The 15,476-nt window shown below is 51.2% G+C and carries 13 protein-coding genes, 1 pseudogene and 1 other annotated feature (1 of these 15 cut by a window edge); all 14 genes and pseudogenes read right to left on the bottom strand.

Going from position 1 to position 15,476, the window contains the following annotated elements; translation table 11 throughout:
• Window positions 1–91 precede the first annotated feature (91 nt).
• The 14 genes and pseudogenes from ypeB to metG all read right to left on the bottom strand — a co-directional run bounded on the left by ypeB (window position 92) and on the right by metG (window position 15,151).
• The gene (gene ypeB / locus QBE55_05555; protein ID WZL79599.1) at window positions 92–1,456 is read right to left on the bottom strand and encodes a germination protein YpeB; all 1,365 of its coding nucleotides are present in this window, start codon (window positions 1,454–1,456) and stop codon (window positions 92–94) included.
• Between the two features lie 19 nt (window positions 1,457–1,475).
• Window positions 1,476–1,847, bottom strand: a pseudogene (locus tag QBE55_05550) (cell wall hydrolase).
• Window positions 1,848–2,128: 281 nt separating this feature from the next.
• On the bottom strand, window positions 2,129–2,848 hold the full coding sequence (spoIIR, locus tag QBE55_05545; protein ID WZL79598.1) for a stage II sporulation protein R: 720 nt from the start codon (window positions 2,846–2,848) through the stop codon (window positions 2,129–2,131).
• Window positions 2,849–2,915: 67 nt separating this feature from the next.
• Window positions 2,916–3,806: a 4-(cytidine 5'-diphospho)-2-C-methyl-D-erythritol kinase gene (ispE, locus tag QBE55_05540; GenBank protein WZL79597.1), complete on the bottom strand. Its 891-nt coding sequence runs from the start codon at window positions 3,804–3,806 to the stop codon at window positions 2,916–2,918.
• Between the two features lie 162 nt (window positions 3,807–3,968).
• Window positions 3,969–5,543, bottom strand: a complete 1,575-nt coding sequence (locus QBE55_05535) for a DUF3794 domain-containing protein (protein ID WZL79596.1) — start codon at window positions 5,541–5,543, stop codon at window positions 3,969–3,971.
• Window positions 5,544–5,683: 140 nt separating this feature from the next.
• Window positions 5,684–5,986 (bottom strand): Veg family protein, encoded by a 303-nt coding sequence (locus QBE55_05530; GenBank protein WZL79595.1) that lies wholly within the window; start codon window positions 5,984–5,986, stop codon window positions 5,684–5,686.
• A 23-nt stretch (window positions 5,987–6,009) separates the two neighbouring features.
• Window positions 6,010–6,330, bottom strand: a complete 321-nt coding sequence (locus QBE55_05525) for a hypothetical protein (protein WZL79594.1) — start codon at window positions 6,328–6,330, stop codon at window positions 6,010–6,012.
• Between the two features lie 89 nt (window positions 6,331–6,419).
• The gene (gene spo0A, locus QBE55_05520; protein ID WZL79593.1) at window positions 6,420–7,199 is read right to left on the bottom strand and encodes a sporulation transcription factor Spo0A; all 780 of its coding nucleotides are present in this window, start codon (window positions 7,197–7,199) and stop codon (window positions 6,420–6,422) included.
• 353 nt (window positions 7,200–7,552) lie between these two features.
• Window positions 7,553–9,193 carry a cell envelope integrity protein TolA gene (locus QBE55_05515; protein ID WZL79592.1) on the bottom strand — a complete coding sequence of 547 codons (1,641 nt, stop codon included), beginning with the start codon at window positions 9,191–9,193 and terminating at the stop codon, window positions 7,553–7,555.
• 151 nt (window positions 9,194–9,344) lie between these two features.
• On the bottom strand, window positions 9,345–10,205 hold the full coding sequence (rsmA, locus tag QBE55_05510) for a 16S rRNA (adenine(1518)-N(6)/adenine(1519)-N(6))-dimethyltransferase RsmA (protein ID WZL79591.1): 861 nt from the start codon (window positions 10,203–10,205) through the stop codon (window positions 9,345–9,347).
• Between the two features lie 60 nt (window positions 10,206–10,265).
• Window positions 10,266–11,369, bottom strand: coding sequence for a ubiquitin-like domain-containing protein (locus QBE55_05505; GenBank protein WZL79590.1), 1,104 nt, complete (start codon window positions 11,367–11,369; stop codon window positions 10,266–10,268).
• A gap of 201 nt (window positions 11,370–11,570) precedes the next feature.
• Window positions 11,571–12,185, bottom strand: a complete 615-nt coding sequence (locus QBE55_05500; GenBank protein WZL79589.1) for a TatD family nuclease-associated radical SAM protein — start codon at window positions 12,183–12,185, stop codon at window positions 11,571–11,573.
• Between the two features lie 113 nt (window positions 12,186–12,298).
• Window positions 12,299–13,078, bottom strand: a complete 780-nt coding sequence (locus QBE55_05495) for a TatD family hydrolase (GenBank protein WZL79588.1) — start codon at window positions 13,076–13,078, stop codon at window positions 12,299–12,301.
• A gap of 36 nt (window positions 13,079–13,114) precedes the next feature.
• Entirely contained in the window at window positions 13,115–15,151 is a 2,037-nt protein-coding gene (gene metG / locus QBE55_05490; GenBank protein WZL79587.1) for a methionine--tRNA ligase, read from the bottom strand.
• A 139-nt stretch (window positions 15,152–15,290) separates the two neighbouring features.
• Window positions 15,291–15,476: a binding site (T-box leader), on the bottom strand (it continues 46 nt past the right edge of the window).

The following is a 15,476-nucleotide window of genomic DNA, read 5'->3' as shown; positions in this document are numbered from 1 at the left end:
GGGATTCCTTTTTTCATCCCTGCAAAGCTAGTTTACCCGGCTGCTTTTTCACTATGCCCGACAAATAATGGGGTTTCTGCCGCAAAATTTTTTACATGGTCAGGGAACCGTTTTCCGTATCGATTATCTGAAGAATATCCGCCTCTTCCCCTGTATTGGCGTCCAGATATACAATAAACCGGTTTCCTCCGTATTCTCCCTTGAATTCATAGCAGAAACGTTCGCTTCTGCTTTCCGTGGGGATGATGGCCGTCCGGGAGGAAGTGATTTTCAGATTGGGATGAATCCGCTTTCGGGCTTGTTCCATGGTCAGCTTCGGCTGCCCCGGCTTTCGCTCCTTGTGGGCGGTCAGATAGTTCCCTGCTTCAAAGCCAAAGATTTTTCCGTCATCCAGTCCTATTTTCACCTTGATCAGATCGGGATATACGATAGTGCCTTTTTCCGCGTAGGCAAAATTGATGGTGGACGTGCCGTCAAAATTCTGCTGATAAGTCGGAACCATGCCGGGGTATCCGTTTTCATCCAGAAACTTTTTGGCCCGTTTTGTGGCTTCATCGATGGAAAGCCCGGCACTGCCGGATGTATGGCTGCTGATCATCGCAACCACCTTTCCGCCCTTTTTGCTGACGGCTACATAAGCCGGCGATTTCGGATCTTCTTTGGTCCAGATGTTCACTCCCCAGGTGTCCAGAGGCCCATTGGAGCTGTCCGACGTATTTTTCACCTTTGATACCCTGCCTTTTCCCACAAAGCCTGCTGCAATGGCCTTTGCCTGCTCCTGGGTAATGTCGGATCCCTTCAGGGCGGCGCCTCCTGCCCGCTCCGATGTTTCGGTAAACGGTCCGTCATAAATCAGCCTCGGATAATTGATCCCTGTTTTCTGTATCTTGGTGAACTGTTTGGTATAAAGATCATCCGACACTTTGTAAAAATCCGGATTTTCGTTTTTGATAAATTGTCCCCATCCGGATTTCTTTTCCATGGCCTCCCGGTTCAAATCACTCAGGTTCTGACTCAGCCGGGCTGCATTTTCATGGAGCGTTTTCAGATTTTTCATTTCCTCCCCGCTGATGGGCATTCCATCGGAAACCTTTCGGTCCAGGTAATAGGAATAATCCGATAACTGATTCAGATACTTTGACGTTTTGTCCAGGGCAACATGGGACACCGGCAATTGCCCCAGATCCATCTGGGCGGCATCCGCCTGACGGCTGATTGCCGAGAGAAGCTTCCCGCGCTGGTTCTCATCGCCGCTGACCATAAGCTTGGCCAGGGAGGATTCCACACTTCCGACATTCCCCACCAGCTCATAAAAGGACTTTTGATAGATGTTTTCCATATGAATCCGATACTGCTGATTGATCCGATATTGACTGAATCCCCAAGCCCCCGTCACGATCAGGACGACTGCCAGTATAACAGGCAGGACCCATTTTGCTTTTATTGATACCGTCATGATTTTTCCTCCGTTTCCATCAGGTTGCAAACCTGTGCTTGCCGATGGTGATATGAGTGGCTCGGCTCCATATCCAGGCGCTGGTGGACGTTGCAGGGTTGAAGTAATAAATGGCTCCATAGGAAGGATCCCATCCATTCATGGCATCCCTTGCAGCCCGGATGGATTCGCTGTCCGGCGTCAGGTTGATCTGCCCGTCTGTCACGCAGGTAAAGGCATGGGGCTGGTAAACCACACCGGCAATGGTATTGGGAAATTTGGGACTTTTGACCCGGTTCAGTATCACGGCAGCCACAGCAACTTTGCCGATATAGGGCTCGCCTCTTGCTTCGCCGTGCACAACCTGGGCCAGAAGATACACATCATTGGAATTGCCGTCTTTGCCCGAAGCTGCCGGCTTTTCTTCCCGGAAGGACTCCAGAATCATTCCGGCACAAATCAAAATGGACAGCAGCAGGGAATATACCACAAGCTTTTGTTTCTGATTCATATTTTTCTTCCTTTCTCTGCAAAGCTTCGGTATTATGTTTCGTTAACCAAAATAGGATATACAAGTTAAAAGTTTCCTCTCCTTCCAAACACAGTTTTATGCTGCTGTTCCCTGCCAAAAAACAGGAACCACCGAAAAATAAATTCCTCCGGCGATTCCTGTCTGTATTACAGGGGTTCATTTTATGAAAACAGATGCGCGGCCCATATCCGGACACTCTTCCACCATTCCACCGCCTTAAATGTATAGACAACCTTCGTCGCGGACTCCTGCTCCCGTCCGGACAAATCCGGCCCCCCTGCAGTCTTTCCGGACTCCTGCTGAACCTTGCTGTCCGCGGCAGACTCCTGCTGAGCCTTGCTGTCCAGGGTGGTATCCTTTGCCTCCTCTTCCGGTTTCCCTGCCTCCTCTGCGGGCCTTTTTGCCACACCGCCGGACACATCCACAAAACAAAGGGGAGGAAACATCACACACCACCAGTTCGCGCCCGTTCCTTTTCCGATTACAACGCGAAGGGCCTCATAGCTTCCTGCGGGATATACCACATCCCCGTATGCCTTTGTTGGAAACGGGAACATTCCAAGCTGTGCCCGGACCGGATAATCGCATCCGGATCTTTGGATCTCCGCCTGGGCGATGGACTCCATTTTATCCAGGTTATCCCGGATCACTTCCCTGGCCTGACTCATGGAATGCGCTTCCTGAAATGCGCTCCCGAAAGTCAGAAGCAGCTGGTCCCGGATCCGCAGCTTCAGAGCCTGATCCTCCGGTGAATCGCTGTTGGCAATCACATGCAGCCGGATCAGGTCATCCCTTTCCGGTGTCTGATCCCTGCCGGACCAGGTAAAGGAAAAGGCAATCAGAACCGCCATCACCAGAGAAATCCAAACGCGCTTCTTCATATCAACCATACCCCCGTAATCAAATCATTTCCATTTAGGATTATTGACGGATTACAGAAGTTTATACCTATACAGATGGTAAAATCTCTACTCCCTCCCCCAAAGTTTCCACCAGATATACCTGAGATGTTTTCGCGAAGTGCTCCCTCAGCTTTTCCGATGCCCTCCGCGCCTGTCCGTAATCCGGAAAGACACCAAACACCGCAGGGCCGCTTCCGCTCATACTGCTGGCGACAGCGCCTGCTTTCCGGAGTGCCTGACGAATCTCACGGATTTCCGGATGCTGAGCCCGGGTGACCGACTCCAAAACATTTGCCGTTCCCCTGGGAAAACCGGCAAAATCCGCCGCCTGCAGACTGTCATATGCCTTTTTCCAGTCGGGATGTCCGGCCCTGCTCTCCATGGACAATGCCTCATAAACCGAAGCAGTGGATACTCCAAAAGGCGGTTTGACCAAAACCAGCCAGATTCCTTCCAGGGGAGACAGAGGCGTCAGCCTGTCCCCAATTCCGCGGGCCACCGCCGTTCCTCCCGAAATACAGAACGGAACATCCGCACCCAGCCTGCTTCCAAGCTGTCGCAGCCTTTCCTCCGGCAAGTCAGCATCCCAGAGAACATTCAATCCCACCAGTACCGCTGCCGCATCCGAGCTGCCGCCTGCCAGACCGGCGGCAATCGGAATCCTCTTGTGGATTGCAATCTCCACACCGGCGTCCAACCCACAGCTTTCCCGGATCTGCTCCGCCGCCTTTGCCGCCAGATTGTCCCCATTCCGGGGAACGCCCCGCAAATCGCCGACAATCCGGATCCCTTCCCTTCTTTCGGTCAGAATGATTTCATCCCAAAGCCCGATGGACTGCAGGAGCATCTCCACTTCATGATATCCGTCGGGCCGCCGGCCGGTTACATCCAGGGTCCAGTTGATTTTCCCGGGGGCCCTGAGCCTGATCTTCCGCATCAATTCCGTATCTTCCTTTCTTTTTTCACCTTGATGTTATTATACCGCAAAGCGTCCGCCCTACAAAGATCGTTTTTCCTGCCAAAAGAAAAACTGTGGAAAAACCGTTACCCGTTTTTTCCACAGCTGTTCAGGCATAAAAAGTCCAGGATTCCGGTACCATCAGACCACTGAGCTTTCCAGCTTTTTGAAGATCATCAGCTTCGTCCCCGGACCCAGTTCGGATTCCTCCTCTGTCGTTTCATTGTATTTCAGGATATCGGAAATGGTGGTATTGTATTTCTTTGCAACATTCCAGAGATTATCACCCGGCTGAACAAAATAGATGTAGATACCCGGTGCCCCGGCGGACACGTTTTCCGATTCCCCGGCTCCGATGATGATCTCCTTCTCTATGGTACGCGTTACACTGGTTTTCAGGAGAACGGCAGCTTTCAGCTCCACCTCATCCTGTGCCGTCAGGGTTGTGTCCATATGCTCCGTGACCGCCTCACTTCGGCATTCCATGCTGCTGTCGATATCCTCCATGGTAAGGGTATGCTGAAAAGGAACGTCCTCACGGAAGCTTCCGATCAGCAGAGCGGATTCATTGGTCTGATACACCACCTGGACAGACAGGATCCCTTCCAGCAGGACCTTTCCGTCCCCGACACTTTCCTCAGCTATGGATGGTCTGGCATCCACATACAAAATCTTTCTGGCCTTTGGCACTCCTTCGGGAAAGGTGATGCTTTCCTTTACCACCGTCTGCTCCTGGGTTTCTCCCGCAAACTGCTGCAGCCTGATCTTCCGTTTCTTCAGTTCCATGGGAACAGAAGGGCTGTAGGCATCTACAAGAATCTCATCTTCCTGTGTTTCAAACACCTGCGCCTCCAGATTGAGAATCAGTTCCGCATCGATGATCCGCAGTTCGTTGTTGATGTTCTCCCGCGGATCCGTATAAAATTCGGAAACCGTTACATCCGCCGTGCAGTCCATACCCTGATACGCACCGGGAATGTCCACGGAATGACTGAATGGAATGCTCTGCTCCAGAAACTGTACCGGATCCTCCTCATCGTCGCAAAGATAGAGAAGATTCAGATCCACATCCCCATGAACCACAACTTTGTTGTCCACTGCCTTTTTTTCCTGAATCTGTACCCTTGCCTCCTTCCGTAAAATTTTCAGAATGGACGGCATGGAATCGGAAAGCTCCAGGTCTTCCCGCACCATGGTCTGCGCATTCCCGGCTTCCCCGCTTACTGAGGTGCGGATATGATCTGTCAGGGCTTCCACATCCGTTAGACCGGTAAAATCCTGAACGGCTTCCAGTTCCATGACCTGGCTGACCCGGCCGTATAGATTCAGAACAGCTTTTACATTGATCCTCCTTCCCGAAACCAGCTCGTAATCGATATGCTCCACATCCAGTTGGAGCCGTGAAGTCATCCCGGGCTGAACGCCGGGCATTTCAAGATACTGGGTAAACCCGATTTCAGCATCCACGGCATCCACTGCGGCGTCCTCCCCTTCCGGGATATACAGGGCGTCATAGCGCAGAATCCCTTCCACCATGATCTTATCCTGAATGACTTCATGACTGTTGATGATTGCATCACAGCTTATATCCAATATCCGCACCACCGGTTCCCTGGAATCCGGTACATTTATTTCGCCCTCAACCAGCGCCTGGGATGATTCCTCACCAACTACCTGGTTCAGTTTCATCAAATTCCTACTGCATTCGATTGCCAATGTTGCTCCCCCTCCTCTGATCCTTATTTGTCCATAAAAATTTCATACTATATCATATAGGGGGGGAACGATAATTATGCGATAATTATGATAAAAAAAGAAGGCCTTTCGCCTTCTTTTTTTTCAGCCGCGCGTTTGCGTCAGCTGACACAGATTTTTTCATTGCTGCTGCATACCGTGAGCTCCACATTGGAGGTCAGAATATCTGAATAAGTATAGGAAAGGGTTTGCACGGATTTTTTGTTGACATCCACTTCCACTGTAAAAATATTGCCATAGGTGTCCACAATAACGCCTTCCCTGACATATGTCCTTTTTCGTCCCCGGTTTGCCTTCAGCCTGACTTTTTGTCCTATATTGGATTCCACAGCTTCCCGGGCTCTGGACAAAGCTTCCGCATTGATCACATCTTCACATCCCATCCGCTTATCAATCACCTGCATTAGTTTGTCCGTCCGCCGCAAAATTATTCTTCAGGATCCGAATCCTCCTCCAGGTCCGGATCCTCCTCTTCAAAAATCCGATCCTCTTCCCCGTCGGAAAAGTCTTCCCAGTCGTCCCGGGATTCCCCTGCGTCCGGATCTTCCTTGTCCTTCTCTTTTCTGCATTGATAACACATCTCTTCTCCGGCTTTTATAATATGTTCGCCGCACTCCGGACAAATATCATATTCCTCTTCCTCCCTGTTCCGAAGCGCTTTGCCCACTTCCTTCCGGCAGACCTCGCACAATACATCGGTATCCCGGATATAGTTCAGATTACAGCGCGGACATTTCCTATAAGCCATCCCGTCATCCCTCCAAAAACGGCATTGATTTTATTTTATCAGATATTATATACCCAATTTTATAAAATAAAACCCCTGCGGATAAGATTTCAGGCGGACTCTTCCATCGACAGCTTATCGGCGATCAATGCGATGAATTCTCCGTTGGTTGGCTTGTCATTCTTGTCATAGACCTTATAGCCAAAGAGCTGATTAATGTTCTCCACCCGGCCGCGGTTCCAGGCAACGTCAATGGAATGCCGGATGGCGCGCTCCACCTTGCTGGGGGTGGTATTGAACTTTTTGGCAATGCCCGGATACAGTTCCTTGGTGATCCGATTGATGACATCGTTATCCTCCACAACCATTCTGATTGCTTCCCTCAGAAAATGGTATCCTTTGATGTGGGCAGGAATCCCAATGGTCAGAAAGATGTCCGTGATTTTCTCTTCAATGTTTTTTCGGGGAGACTGCGGTGCAGCCGGAAATACTTTCCGGTTCTGCTGGGACGGCTCTCCGGTCAATGCCCGGATGCGGTTCAGAATCATTTCAAAATCGAATGGTTTGATCATGTAATATCTGGCACCCAGCTCAATGGCTTTCCGGATCAGATCCTCCTGCCCCACGGCGGACAGGCAGATGATGGCAGGCAGATGTTCCGGACCGCTTTGGTTGAGATGCTCCAACACCCCGAGGCCATCCATCTGCGGCATTATCATATCCAACAATACGACGTCCGGCAAAGTGCTTCGAATCATTTCTTCCCCTTTGATTCCATCCCCTGCCATTCCTGCCACTTCCATGTCGTCCTGCATGCCGATATAGGATGCCATGATTTCTCTGATGTGGGGATTGTCATCGATCACTACCACTCTCGTCTTTGTTGACATTTCTCCTCCTCCTCATTCGTTGATTGCATTGCAAAACGGATTTTACGTCCGCAGCAAAGGACCACAACAGGCCTGGCCGCACGGAATGGCCGGCTCCGGTATCCTGTGATGCAGGCGATGCCGTTATGCAGCATTGCAGTTCCGTAGAATTTTCCTTTGATAACAACATTCTTCAACATTTGACTGGTTTCTCATGGAATCGTCCTTTATTGTCGAACGCTGTAAAAACTAGTAATATATGTTAATTCTACTTCTCTCATTTTACCACATCCCTGCCCATTATGAAAGGGAATATTTCATAAAATTTTTGTTTCTACCCTTTTTCCGGTTTTTCTTTTTTGCTTTTTCCTCCTTTAATAAGGATACGCAACATTTCCGCTGATTGCGTCGATATAAAGCAGCCAGTACCCTGCGCCGTATCCGTTTTTCACAGGGAGCCATCCGGAAAAGCCCTGCATGGACAGGGGAGGCACCATACTGTATATCCCCGGCACTCCATATATTACATACCGGACCTTTCCCCTGTGACGGGCCAGGCCAACCAGATAATGATCCGCAGCTCCGTTGCCGCCATAGTCTGTCATCCCATAGCAGGAATACGGCGACGGATTCGGATTCTCCACCCGGACCCATTCCGTTTCAGGGATACCATCAAAGGGACAGACTCTTGCGTTGTTTTGAAACAGTTGGTTGAAGTAATCCTTTGTCTGATCCCAATAGGACCTTCCCTCCGGATAGGATCCGGCAGGATTGGATGGCGGCATGGGTTCCTGCATTATATTGTCATATGGCACGTTTTCCGCATATCCGGTTTCCTCTGTCCCGTTCGTATCCGGAGAATTTATATCCGTATCCCTGTCGTATAAGGAATTTTCATCCGGGGCCTCTTCGGAAGCGTTTCCGTCCAATGTATCTTCCTCCAGAATATCTTTGTCCGGAAGGCTTTCTTCCGACAGGTCTGTTTCGGTATCCTGCTCTTCCGTCCTGTCGTAAATATATCTGATATCCGGCGGATCAAAATGCGGGAATTCCAGACTGGCCTCTTCCTGTTCCGCTTTCTTTCGTGCAGCCTCTTCCTGCTCCGCTTTCTTCCGTGCGGTCTTTTCCTGTTCCGCTTTCTTCCGTGCAGCCTCTTCCTGCTCCGTTTTCTTCCGTGCGGTCTTTTCCTGCTCCGCTTCCTTCCGTGCGGCCTTTTCCTGCTCCGCTTTCTTCCGTGCAGCCTCTTCCTGCTCCGCTTTCTTCCGTGCGGTCTTTTCCTGCTCCGCTTCCTTCCGTGCGGCTTCGCGGTGCGCTGATGCTATGGCTTCCGGACTTTCTCTGCCGGAATATGTACTTTCCGATTGCCGTCCATCCCCACCGGATATTTCCTTTGCGCCCGATGAATTTTTTTCATCGGATACCGTTCCGATATCCGATCCGGATGCTGCTTTCTTCTTTCCATGGGTCCGCCACGAAACAGACAGCAATCCGCCTTCCTGAGGCGTCTCTTTTGACTCCGGGCCAGGGCCCGCATATCTTCCAGGCGCCTTTTGCCCATAGAAACGCTCCAGCTTTTCGGTCACCGCACCGGACCAGTTCATCTCCACCCTTTTGTCCGAATAGCCGATCAGGGGATATTGCAGGACATGCCCCTCCCCCAGCGGACGATAAACAATTGCAAATGCATGGAACTGATCAATGGGTGTACCTGTTTCACGAACATCATCCGGATCAAATGCGATTTCATATTCTCCCCTGCCGCTGTCCGGCACCTGTATGCTGGTCAGTTTGACCGGCGCCACTTCGTCCCGGCTGGATAACAGCATCACATCGTAGATGCCCTGCCGGGGCGAAGCAGGTTTCATATCCTGTACATAGAGCATGAACTTCCCCTGGTTGTTCCGGATCTCCATTTTGCAGTAACCGGCCGCTTCCTTCCGGTCGTCCAGGCTGAATCCGCTGTCCTGGGTTTTCAGTATGATAAAGGACCGGTGATATTGACGATTGTCCAACAACTTATTCCTCTCCTTTCTTCTTTCCGGATTCGTAATGGATCAAATTACAGCTCTCATCCTTACCAATATATGAGCCAAAACAAAAAAAGAAACCAAAATAATTTTTTGGTTTCTGAAACGAATAAAAAGGCAAAAATGCTTCTTCCCGTGATTAATGAAAAATATGATTGCTCAGTCCGGCCAATTCCTCCAGAGTCAGGGTCTCCCCACGACGCATCGGATCAATTCCCAGTTCCTGCAGCGTCTTTCTCCATGCGCTCTTGTCCATATCTGTAAGCCCGGACACGGAAAGGGAATTCAGCAGTGTTTTCCTCCTCTGGCAAAACGCCGCCCGGCTGACGCGGAAAAAATCCGCCCGGCTGTTTACCGCAACGGCCGGCTTCTTCCTTCTCTCCAGGGATATTACCACCGAATCCACTTTCGGAGACGGAAGAAAACAATTGGCAGGCACCCTGGCAAGGATCCGGGGACAGGTAAAAAACTGTACTGCCGTACTGAGGGATCCATATTCCCTGGTTCCAGGCCTGGCGGCCATTCTTTCCGCCACTTCCTTCTGGATCATAACCGTTATGGAAACAAAAGGCTGTTCCTCCTCCAGAAAACGCATGATAATGGGAGTGGTGATGTAGTAGGGCAGGTTGGCAACCACTTTGAACGGAGAGCCCTGAAACTGTTCCCGGATCAGCTCATTCAGGTTCAGCTTCAGGATATCCCCCCGGAGAACACGGACATTGGAAAACCCTTTCAGCGTTTCCTCCAGAATCGGGAGCAGGGCGCGGTCAATTTCCACCGCTGTTACCATTTCTGCCTCCCGGGCCAGTGCCTGTGTCAGGGTACCTACTCCCGGGCCGATTTCCAGGACTTTGTCCTGCCCTGTGATGCCGGCTCCCTCTATGATTTTATTTAATATATTCCCATCAATGAGGAAATTCTGGCCGAGGCTTTTGCTGAAACGAAAACCATGCCGGGCCAGAAGTTCCTTCAGTTCCCCGGGAGCCGTCAATGATGGCATTGTTCTTCCCCCTTCTCAATGAAAACGGGCAGAGGATCCTCTGCCCGCCTTTTATTCCTGCTATTTGATAAAATGCACGCTTACCGTCCGCCTGCCCCATATCCGCGACATCCTGATATCTTCCATATAGACATCAATCTTGTCGCCCTTGATGCCGCCGCCCCGGTCTTCCACGGTAAAGATACCGTCAATGGTTATCCCGCGCTGTGCACAGAACTTTACCAGCTCCGGAATATAGACTTTCGTGCCAATGGGAACATCCGGCGGCGCAGCAATGGTATGATGGGGCCGGGCAGTCCTGCCGCTGGCCGTGATCCCAATGCCGTCGCCACCTGCGGTATATGCGGTGGCCACCATTTTCCGGACTGCGGAATAGCTGGCGGCATCTCCTTTGGAAGCTGCGGAAGAACGAGTGGTGCTCTTTCCGGAAGCTGCAGAGGGACGAGTTCTGTCTCCTCTGGAATTCGGTACCTGTTTCTTCTTCGTCCCTTTTTCCACAATATGATCCACCGGTGAAACCGTTACTGCTTCCCCCGCTACATTGCGGGAAACTTCCACTCCATCCCGGTAAGTGATCTGAATTTTTCTTTGTCGTTCTCCCTGTTTCCCTTCCTGAACAACCTTGCTCACTCCTTCATCCATTTGACTGTTTTCTCTGGTGTGAACCTGGTAAGGAATGGCTTCCTTTTCCGTGAGGATTTCTTCATCCATGCGGGTCACTTTAATCCGATCATATGGCTTTACCGGATCCGTGAGAGGATGATTTACCTGATCCTTTTCCCGCACCGTTACTTCTGCCTTGTTCAGAACATCCTGTACCGTTCCTTCCGTTACATGAATATTCTTCTTCTCCCCGTCCGCCTCTACCCATACAGGCATGGCTCTTGTGATTCGGATCTTCGTATACTTTTGCAACGGCGTCCCAGGGTCCGGTGTGATTTCATCGCCCGGTCCAAGGGTAATATCGTACCTGTTCAGCAATTCCGTTACATTGTTCTCAAATGTGGTTATCTCAACACGATACCCATCATCGTCCAGCGTTACGTGCCTGGCAATGTTCTGCACATAATTGTCCAGCTGGGCAGTCGCTCCTCCGGCAACAATCAAGGCAATCAGGAGCATGACAAAAAACTTGCTCCAGAAGCCCCATCGGTGTGAACTCATATATTCAACCTCCTTCTCTTTTGGAAACAGGGGAGTTGACGTCAGGTATTGTAATATAATTTTAACATCTTGTCAAACCTTTTTAACATTTAGGGACATTGCAAGGAAAAAGCCGGACTTCGTTCTATATTATTCCAGATGGCACAATCCTTTATACACCAGAAAAGAAAAAAGCCCAAAAGGGCTTTCGGGTTCCGAAAATCAACTGTCCGGATCAGAAGAATCAATAAATTCACGTACCCTGAATTCTGCGCCGGTATCCCGGGCAATTTTCCTGCACTTTTCAATCTCCTCCGGACTCAGGACATCAACAACAGACAGAATCACCTCCGGAAGAAGTTTTACACATTCCCTTGTAAAATCCAACATTCCACCAAAGGCTTCCGCGCCAAATTCGGAATGACACATTTTTTGGTAGCTTTGTGCGTCCGGGGCATTCAGACTGATCGATATGGTATCGATCCGCCCCTTAAGCTGCGGGACAACATTGATGCCGTAGTGCAGATTGGCCTGCCCGTTGGTATTGATCCGTATTTTGCAATCCGGATCCTTTTCCCGGAGGGCGGAGGCAATGGAAAGAAGCGTATCCAGCCGCAGCATCGGTTCCCCATAACCGCAAAATACGATTTCCTGCCAGACGGACGGATCCGGAATCAAATCCAGTACATCCTGCGCATTCGGCTCCCGATCCAGCCAGAGATGATATCCGCCTACCCCTTCTCCTTCCCTGCGCACACAAAAATCACACCGGTTGGTGCATCGATTGGTCAGATTGACGTACAATGACTTCCCGATCCCATATACAAAAGTATTCATACCATTCCCCCTGTCATGATATACGATCCCCTGCAAGCAGCCCGGTCCCCGGCGCTCCGCCGGCGGGCACGATGAGACGGAAGCACGAAAGGACGATATAAAATCCAGCCCTGCTACTCCGCCGGTGGCCGGATTCCGAAAAACCGGCAGGCGTTCTCCAGGGTAATCCGAGCCACCTCATCATACTCCATGCCCCGGATCTGCGCAATCCGCTCTGCCACCAGCCGCACCATCCCCGGATCGTTTCGGTGTCCCCGGTACGGATGTGGGGTAAGATAAGGGCTGTCCGTTTCAATCAGCAGGGATTCCAGCGGAATCTTTTCTGCGATCTCCACCGCCTTACCCGCGTTTTTAAAGGTAACCGGCCCGCCAATAGACAGAAAGCAGCCCATGTCCAGCAGGACCTTCGCCATTTCCCAACTGCCCGAATAGCTGTGCATCACACATTTTCCCCGGGCTGGCCGATGGGATTTCAGAATATCCAGTGTATCCCCATGGGCTTCCCTGTCGTGAATGATCACGGGAAGGTTCTCCTCCGAAGAAAGCTTCAGCTGATCGATAAACCGTTTCTTCTGAATATCCCGGGGCGGGTTGTCATAGTGGTAATCCAGTCCGATCTCTCCGATGGCAACCACTTTGGGATGTTTAGCCAGCTCTGCAAGAGCCTTCAGATCCTCCTCCTGCATCCGGACCGCCCCATGAGGATGGATCCCCACTGCCGCATAGATAAAATCATATTTTTCGGCCAGTTCCACGGCACGCCCGGAAGAAACCAGACTGTCGCCGGCATTCAAAACACAGGAAACGCCCCTGGCCGGCAGACTGCGGATCAACGCATCCCGGTCCCCGTCAAACTGCTCATCGTCCAGATGCGCATGACTGTCAAACAACATCCGTCCTCACTCCTGTTCTTCCAAATGTTCGTTCCGCTATTCCACCCGGGATCCGGAAGGCGCTTCTTCGGAAACCGTTGCCAATACCGGCTTTCCGCTGACATCGGAAGCCGCCAGTATCATGCCTTCCGATTGTATTCCCCTCAGCTTTGCCGGCTTGAGATTGGCCACCAGGATCACCTGTCTGCCCGGCAAATCCTCCGGCCGGTAGTTCTCCGCAATGCCGGAAACCACCTGGCGGACCTGTCCGCCCACATCCAGAGTCAGTTTCAATAATTTCCTGGTTTTCTCCACCCGCTCCGCTGCGGTGACTCTGGCAACCCGAAAATCCAGTTTTTTAAAATCCTTTATGGTAATCTCCGGCAGATGGCCCGACTCCGGGTCATCCGGACTTTCCTCCCGTTGGGATTTCCTGCCGGGTTCCCCTCCATGGGAGGAATCCGCACCGGATGCCGCTGCCTTCGCACGCTCCTCATTTTTCTGCCGGATCTGCTCCAGTTCCGCAATTTCCACAGCGGGATCCAGCCGGGGGAAGATCGCCTTGCCCCTCTCCACACGGATACCGGACTTCAGATGTCCAAATTCCTTCAGGCTGTCCCATGTGGTTTCTTCGGAACCGGGGATTCCCAGCTGTTTTTGGATTTCCCCGGGAGTATGGGGCATAAAGGGCTGAATCAAAACGGATACCATCCGAAGGATCTCCGCCAGATGATACAATACTGTACCGAGCCTGGGCCTGTCCTCCTCCGACTTTGCGAGAATCCACGGGGTAGTTTCGTCAATATATTTATTGGCCCGTCCGATCAGCTTCCAGATGTCCGCTAGGGCGTTGCTGAACTGGAGATCATCCATCTGCTTCCCCACTTTCCCCGGAACCTCCATGGCCATCTGTTCCAGTTCCCTGTCCAGCGCCGTTGCTTCCCCGCACACCGGAATCCTGCCGTCAAAATATTTTTCAATCATGGCGACAGTCCGGCTGAGCAGATTGCCCAGATCATTGGCCAGATCCGAATTGATCCGGGTGACCAGCTCCTCGTTGGAAAACGATCCGTCGGCGCCGAAGGGAACCTCCCGCAGCAGGAAGTACCGGACGGCATCCAGTCCATACCGCTCCACCAGGACCGCCGGATCCACAACATTCCCTTTGGACTTGGACATTTTGCCGCCTTCCAGCAGCAGCCATCCGTGGCCGAAGACCTTTATCGGAAGAGGCAGGTCCAGCGCCATCAGCATGGCGGGCCAGATGATGGTATGAAACCGGATGATATCCTTGCCCACCAGGTGAACATCCGCCGGCCAGTATTTTTCAAATTTCTCCGGATGATCCGACAGATATCCCAATGCCGTGATATAGTTCGTCAGGGCATCAATCCATACATAAATGACATGTTTGGGATCAAAGGGCACCGGAATGCCCCAGCGAAAGGATGTTCTGGATACGCACAGATCCTCCAGGCCGGGCCGCAGAAAATTGTTCACCATTTCATTCTGGCGGGACTGGGGCTGGATAAAGCCCGGGTGCTCTTCGATATATTGAATCAGACGATCCTGATACCTGGATATCCGGAAAAAATAGCTTTCTTCCTGCACCAGCTCTACATCACGGCCGCAGTCCGGACATTTTCCGTCTTTCAGCTGACGCTTCGTCCAGAAGGATTCACAGGGCGTACAGTACCAGCCTTCGTACTTTCCCTTATAAATATCCCCCTGATCGTACAGCCTTTTGAAGATCTTCTGTACTGCCTTTTCATGACGCTTGTCCGTGGTACGGATAAAATCATCATAGGAAATATCCAGCAGCTTCCACAGCTTTTTGATGTCCGCGACAATTCCATCCACGTACTGCCTGGGAGCAACCCCGTTGGCTTTTGCAATTTTCTCAATCTTCTGACCATGCTCATCGGTGCCGGTCAGGAACATCACATCATATCCCGTCATTCTCTTGAATCGGGCCATGGCATCTGCCGCCACGGTGGTATACGAATTCCCGATGTGCAGTTTCGCACTGGGATAATAAATCGGTGTGGTAATATAAAAGGTTTTTTTCTGTGACACAATTCTCTTCCTTTCCATCTTTCCTTCTTTTACACTTGACTTTCCGTACTGTCTCCATCCTTATTTTCCATCATTTATTGTTCCATCCCATCATCCCATAAAATCCTGCACACCCGGCATCCAACAGATCTGCAGGCACACAAAAACCCCTCACCATCTTAGGGGCGAGGGGCACGCGGTACCACCCTATTTTTCGGCAAATATTCCGAAATCTCATTTCAGTGACAGAAATCACCTGATCGATAACGGAATCCTCCGCAGCAGCCTACTCCAATTGTTCAGCTGCTTCGCTCCGGGGCCATCTTCAGCAGTCCCCCGCCGCCGGCTTTCACCTGATCCGGCT

It is taken from the genome of Eubacteriales bacterium mix99 (assembly GCA_038396605.1).
In the GTDB taxonomy this organism is placed as follows: Bacteria; Bacillota; Clostridia; order Caldicoprobacterales; family DTU083; genus UBA4874.
Note: the sequence above shows the minus strand (reverse complement) of the source record. Positions and strands in the feature narration are given on the sequence as shown.

Bases quoted from the DNA above. Each gene is read 5' to 3' on its own strand.
- ypeB (WZL79599.1), bottom strand. From the start codon at position 1,456: ATGACGGTATCAATAAAAGCAAAATGGGTCCTGCCTGTTATACTGGCA.
- spoIIR (WZL79598.1), bottom strand. From the start codon at position 2,848: ATGAAGAAGCGCGTTTGGATTTCTCTGGTGATGGCGGTTCTGATTGCC.
- ispE (WZL79597.1), bottom strand. From the start codon at position 3,806: ATGCGGAAGATCAGGCTCAGGGCCCCCGGGAAAATCAACTGGACCCTG.
- QBE55_05530 (WZL79595.1), bottom strand. From the start codon at position 5,986: ATGCAGGTGATTGATAAGCGGATGGGATGTGAAGATGTGATCAATGCG.
- QBE55_05525 (WZL79594.1), bottom strand. From the start codon at position 6,330: ATGGCTTATAGGAAATGTCCGCGCTGTAATCTGAACTATATCCGGGAT.
- spo0A (WZL79593.1), bottom strand. From the start codon at position 7,199: ATGTCAACAAAGACGAGAGTGGTAGTGATCGATGACAATCCCCACATC.
- rsmA (WZL79591.1), bottom strand. From the start codon at position 10,205: ATGCCATCATTGACGGCTCCCGGGGAACTGAAGGAACTTCTGGCCCGG.
- QBE55_05505 (WZL79590.1), bottom strand. From the start codon at position 11,369: ATGAGTTCACACCGATGGGGCTTCTGGAGCAAGTTTTTTGTCATGCTC.
- QBE55_05500 (WZL79589.1), bottom strand. From the start codon at position 12,185: ATGAATACTTTTGTATATGGGATCGGGAAGTCATTGTACGTCAATCTG.
- QBE55_05495 (WZL79588.1), bottom strand. From the start codon at position 13,078: ATGTTGTTTGACAGTCATGCGCATCTGGACGATGAGCAGTTTGACGGG.
- metG (WZL79587.1), bottom strand. From the start codon at position 15,151: ATGGAAAGGAAGAGAATTGTGTCACAGAAAAAAACCTTTTATATTACC.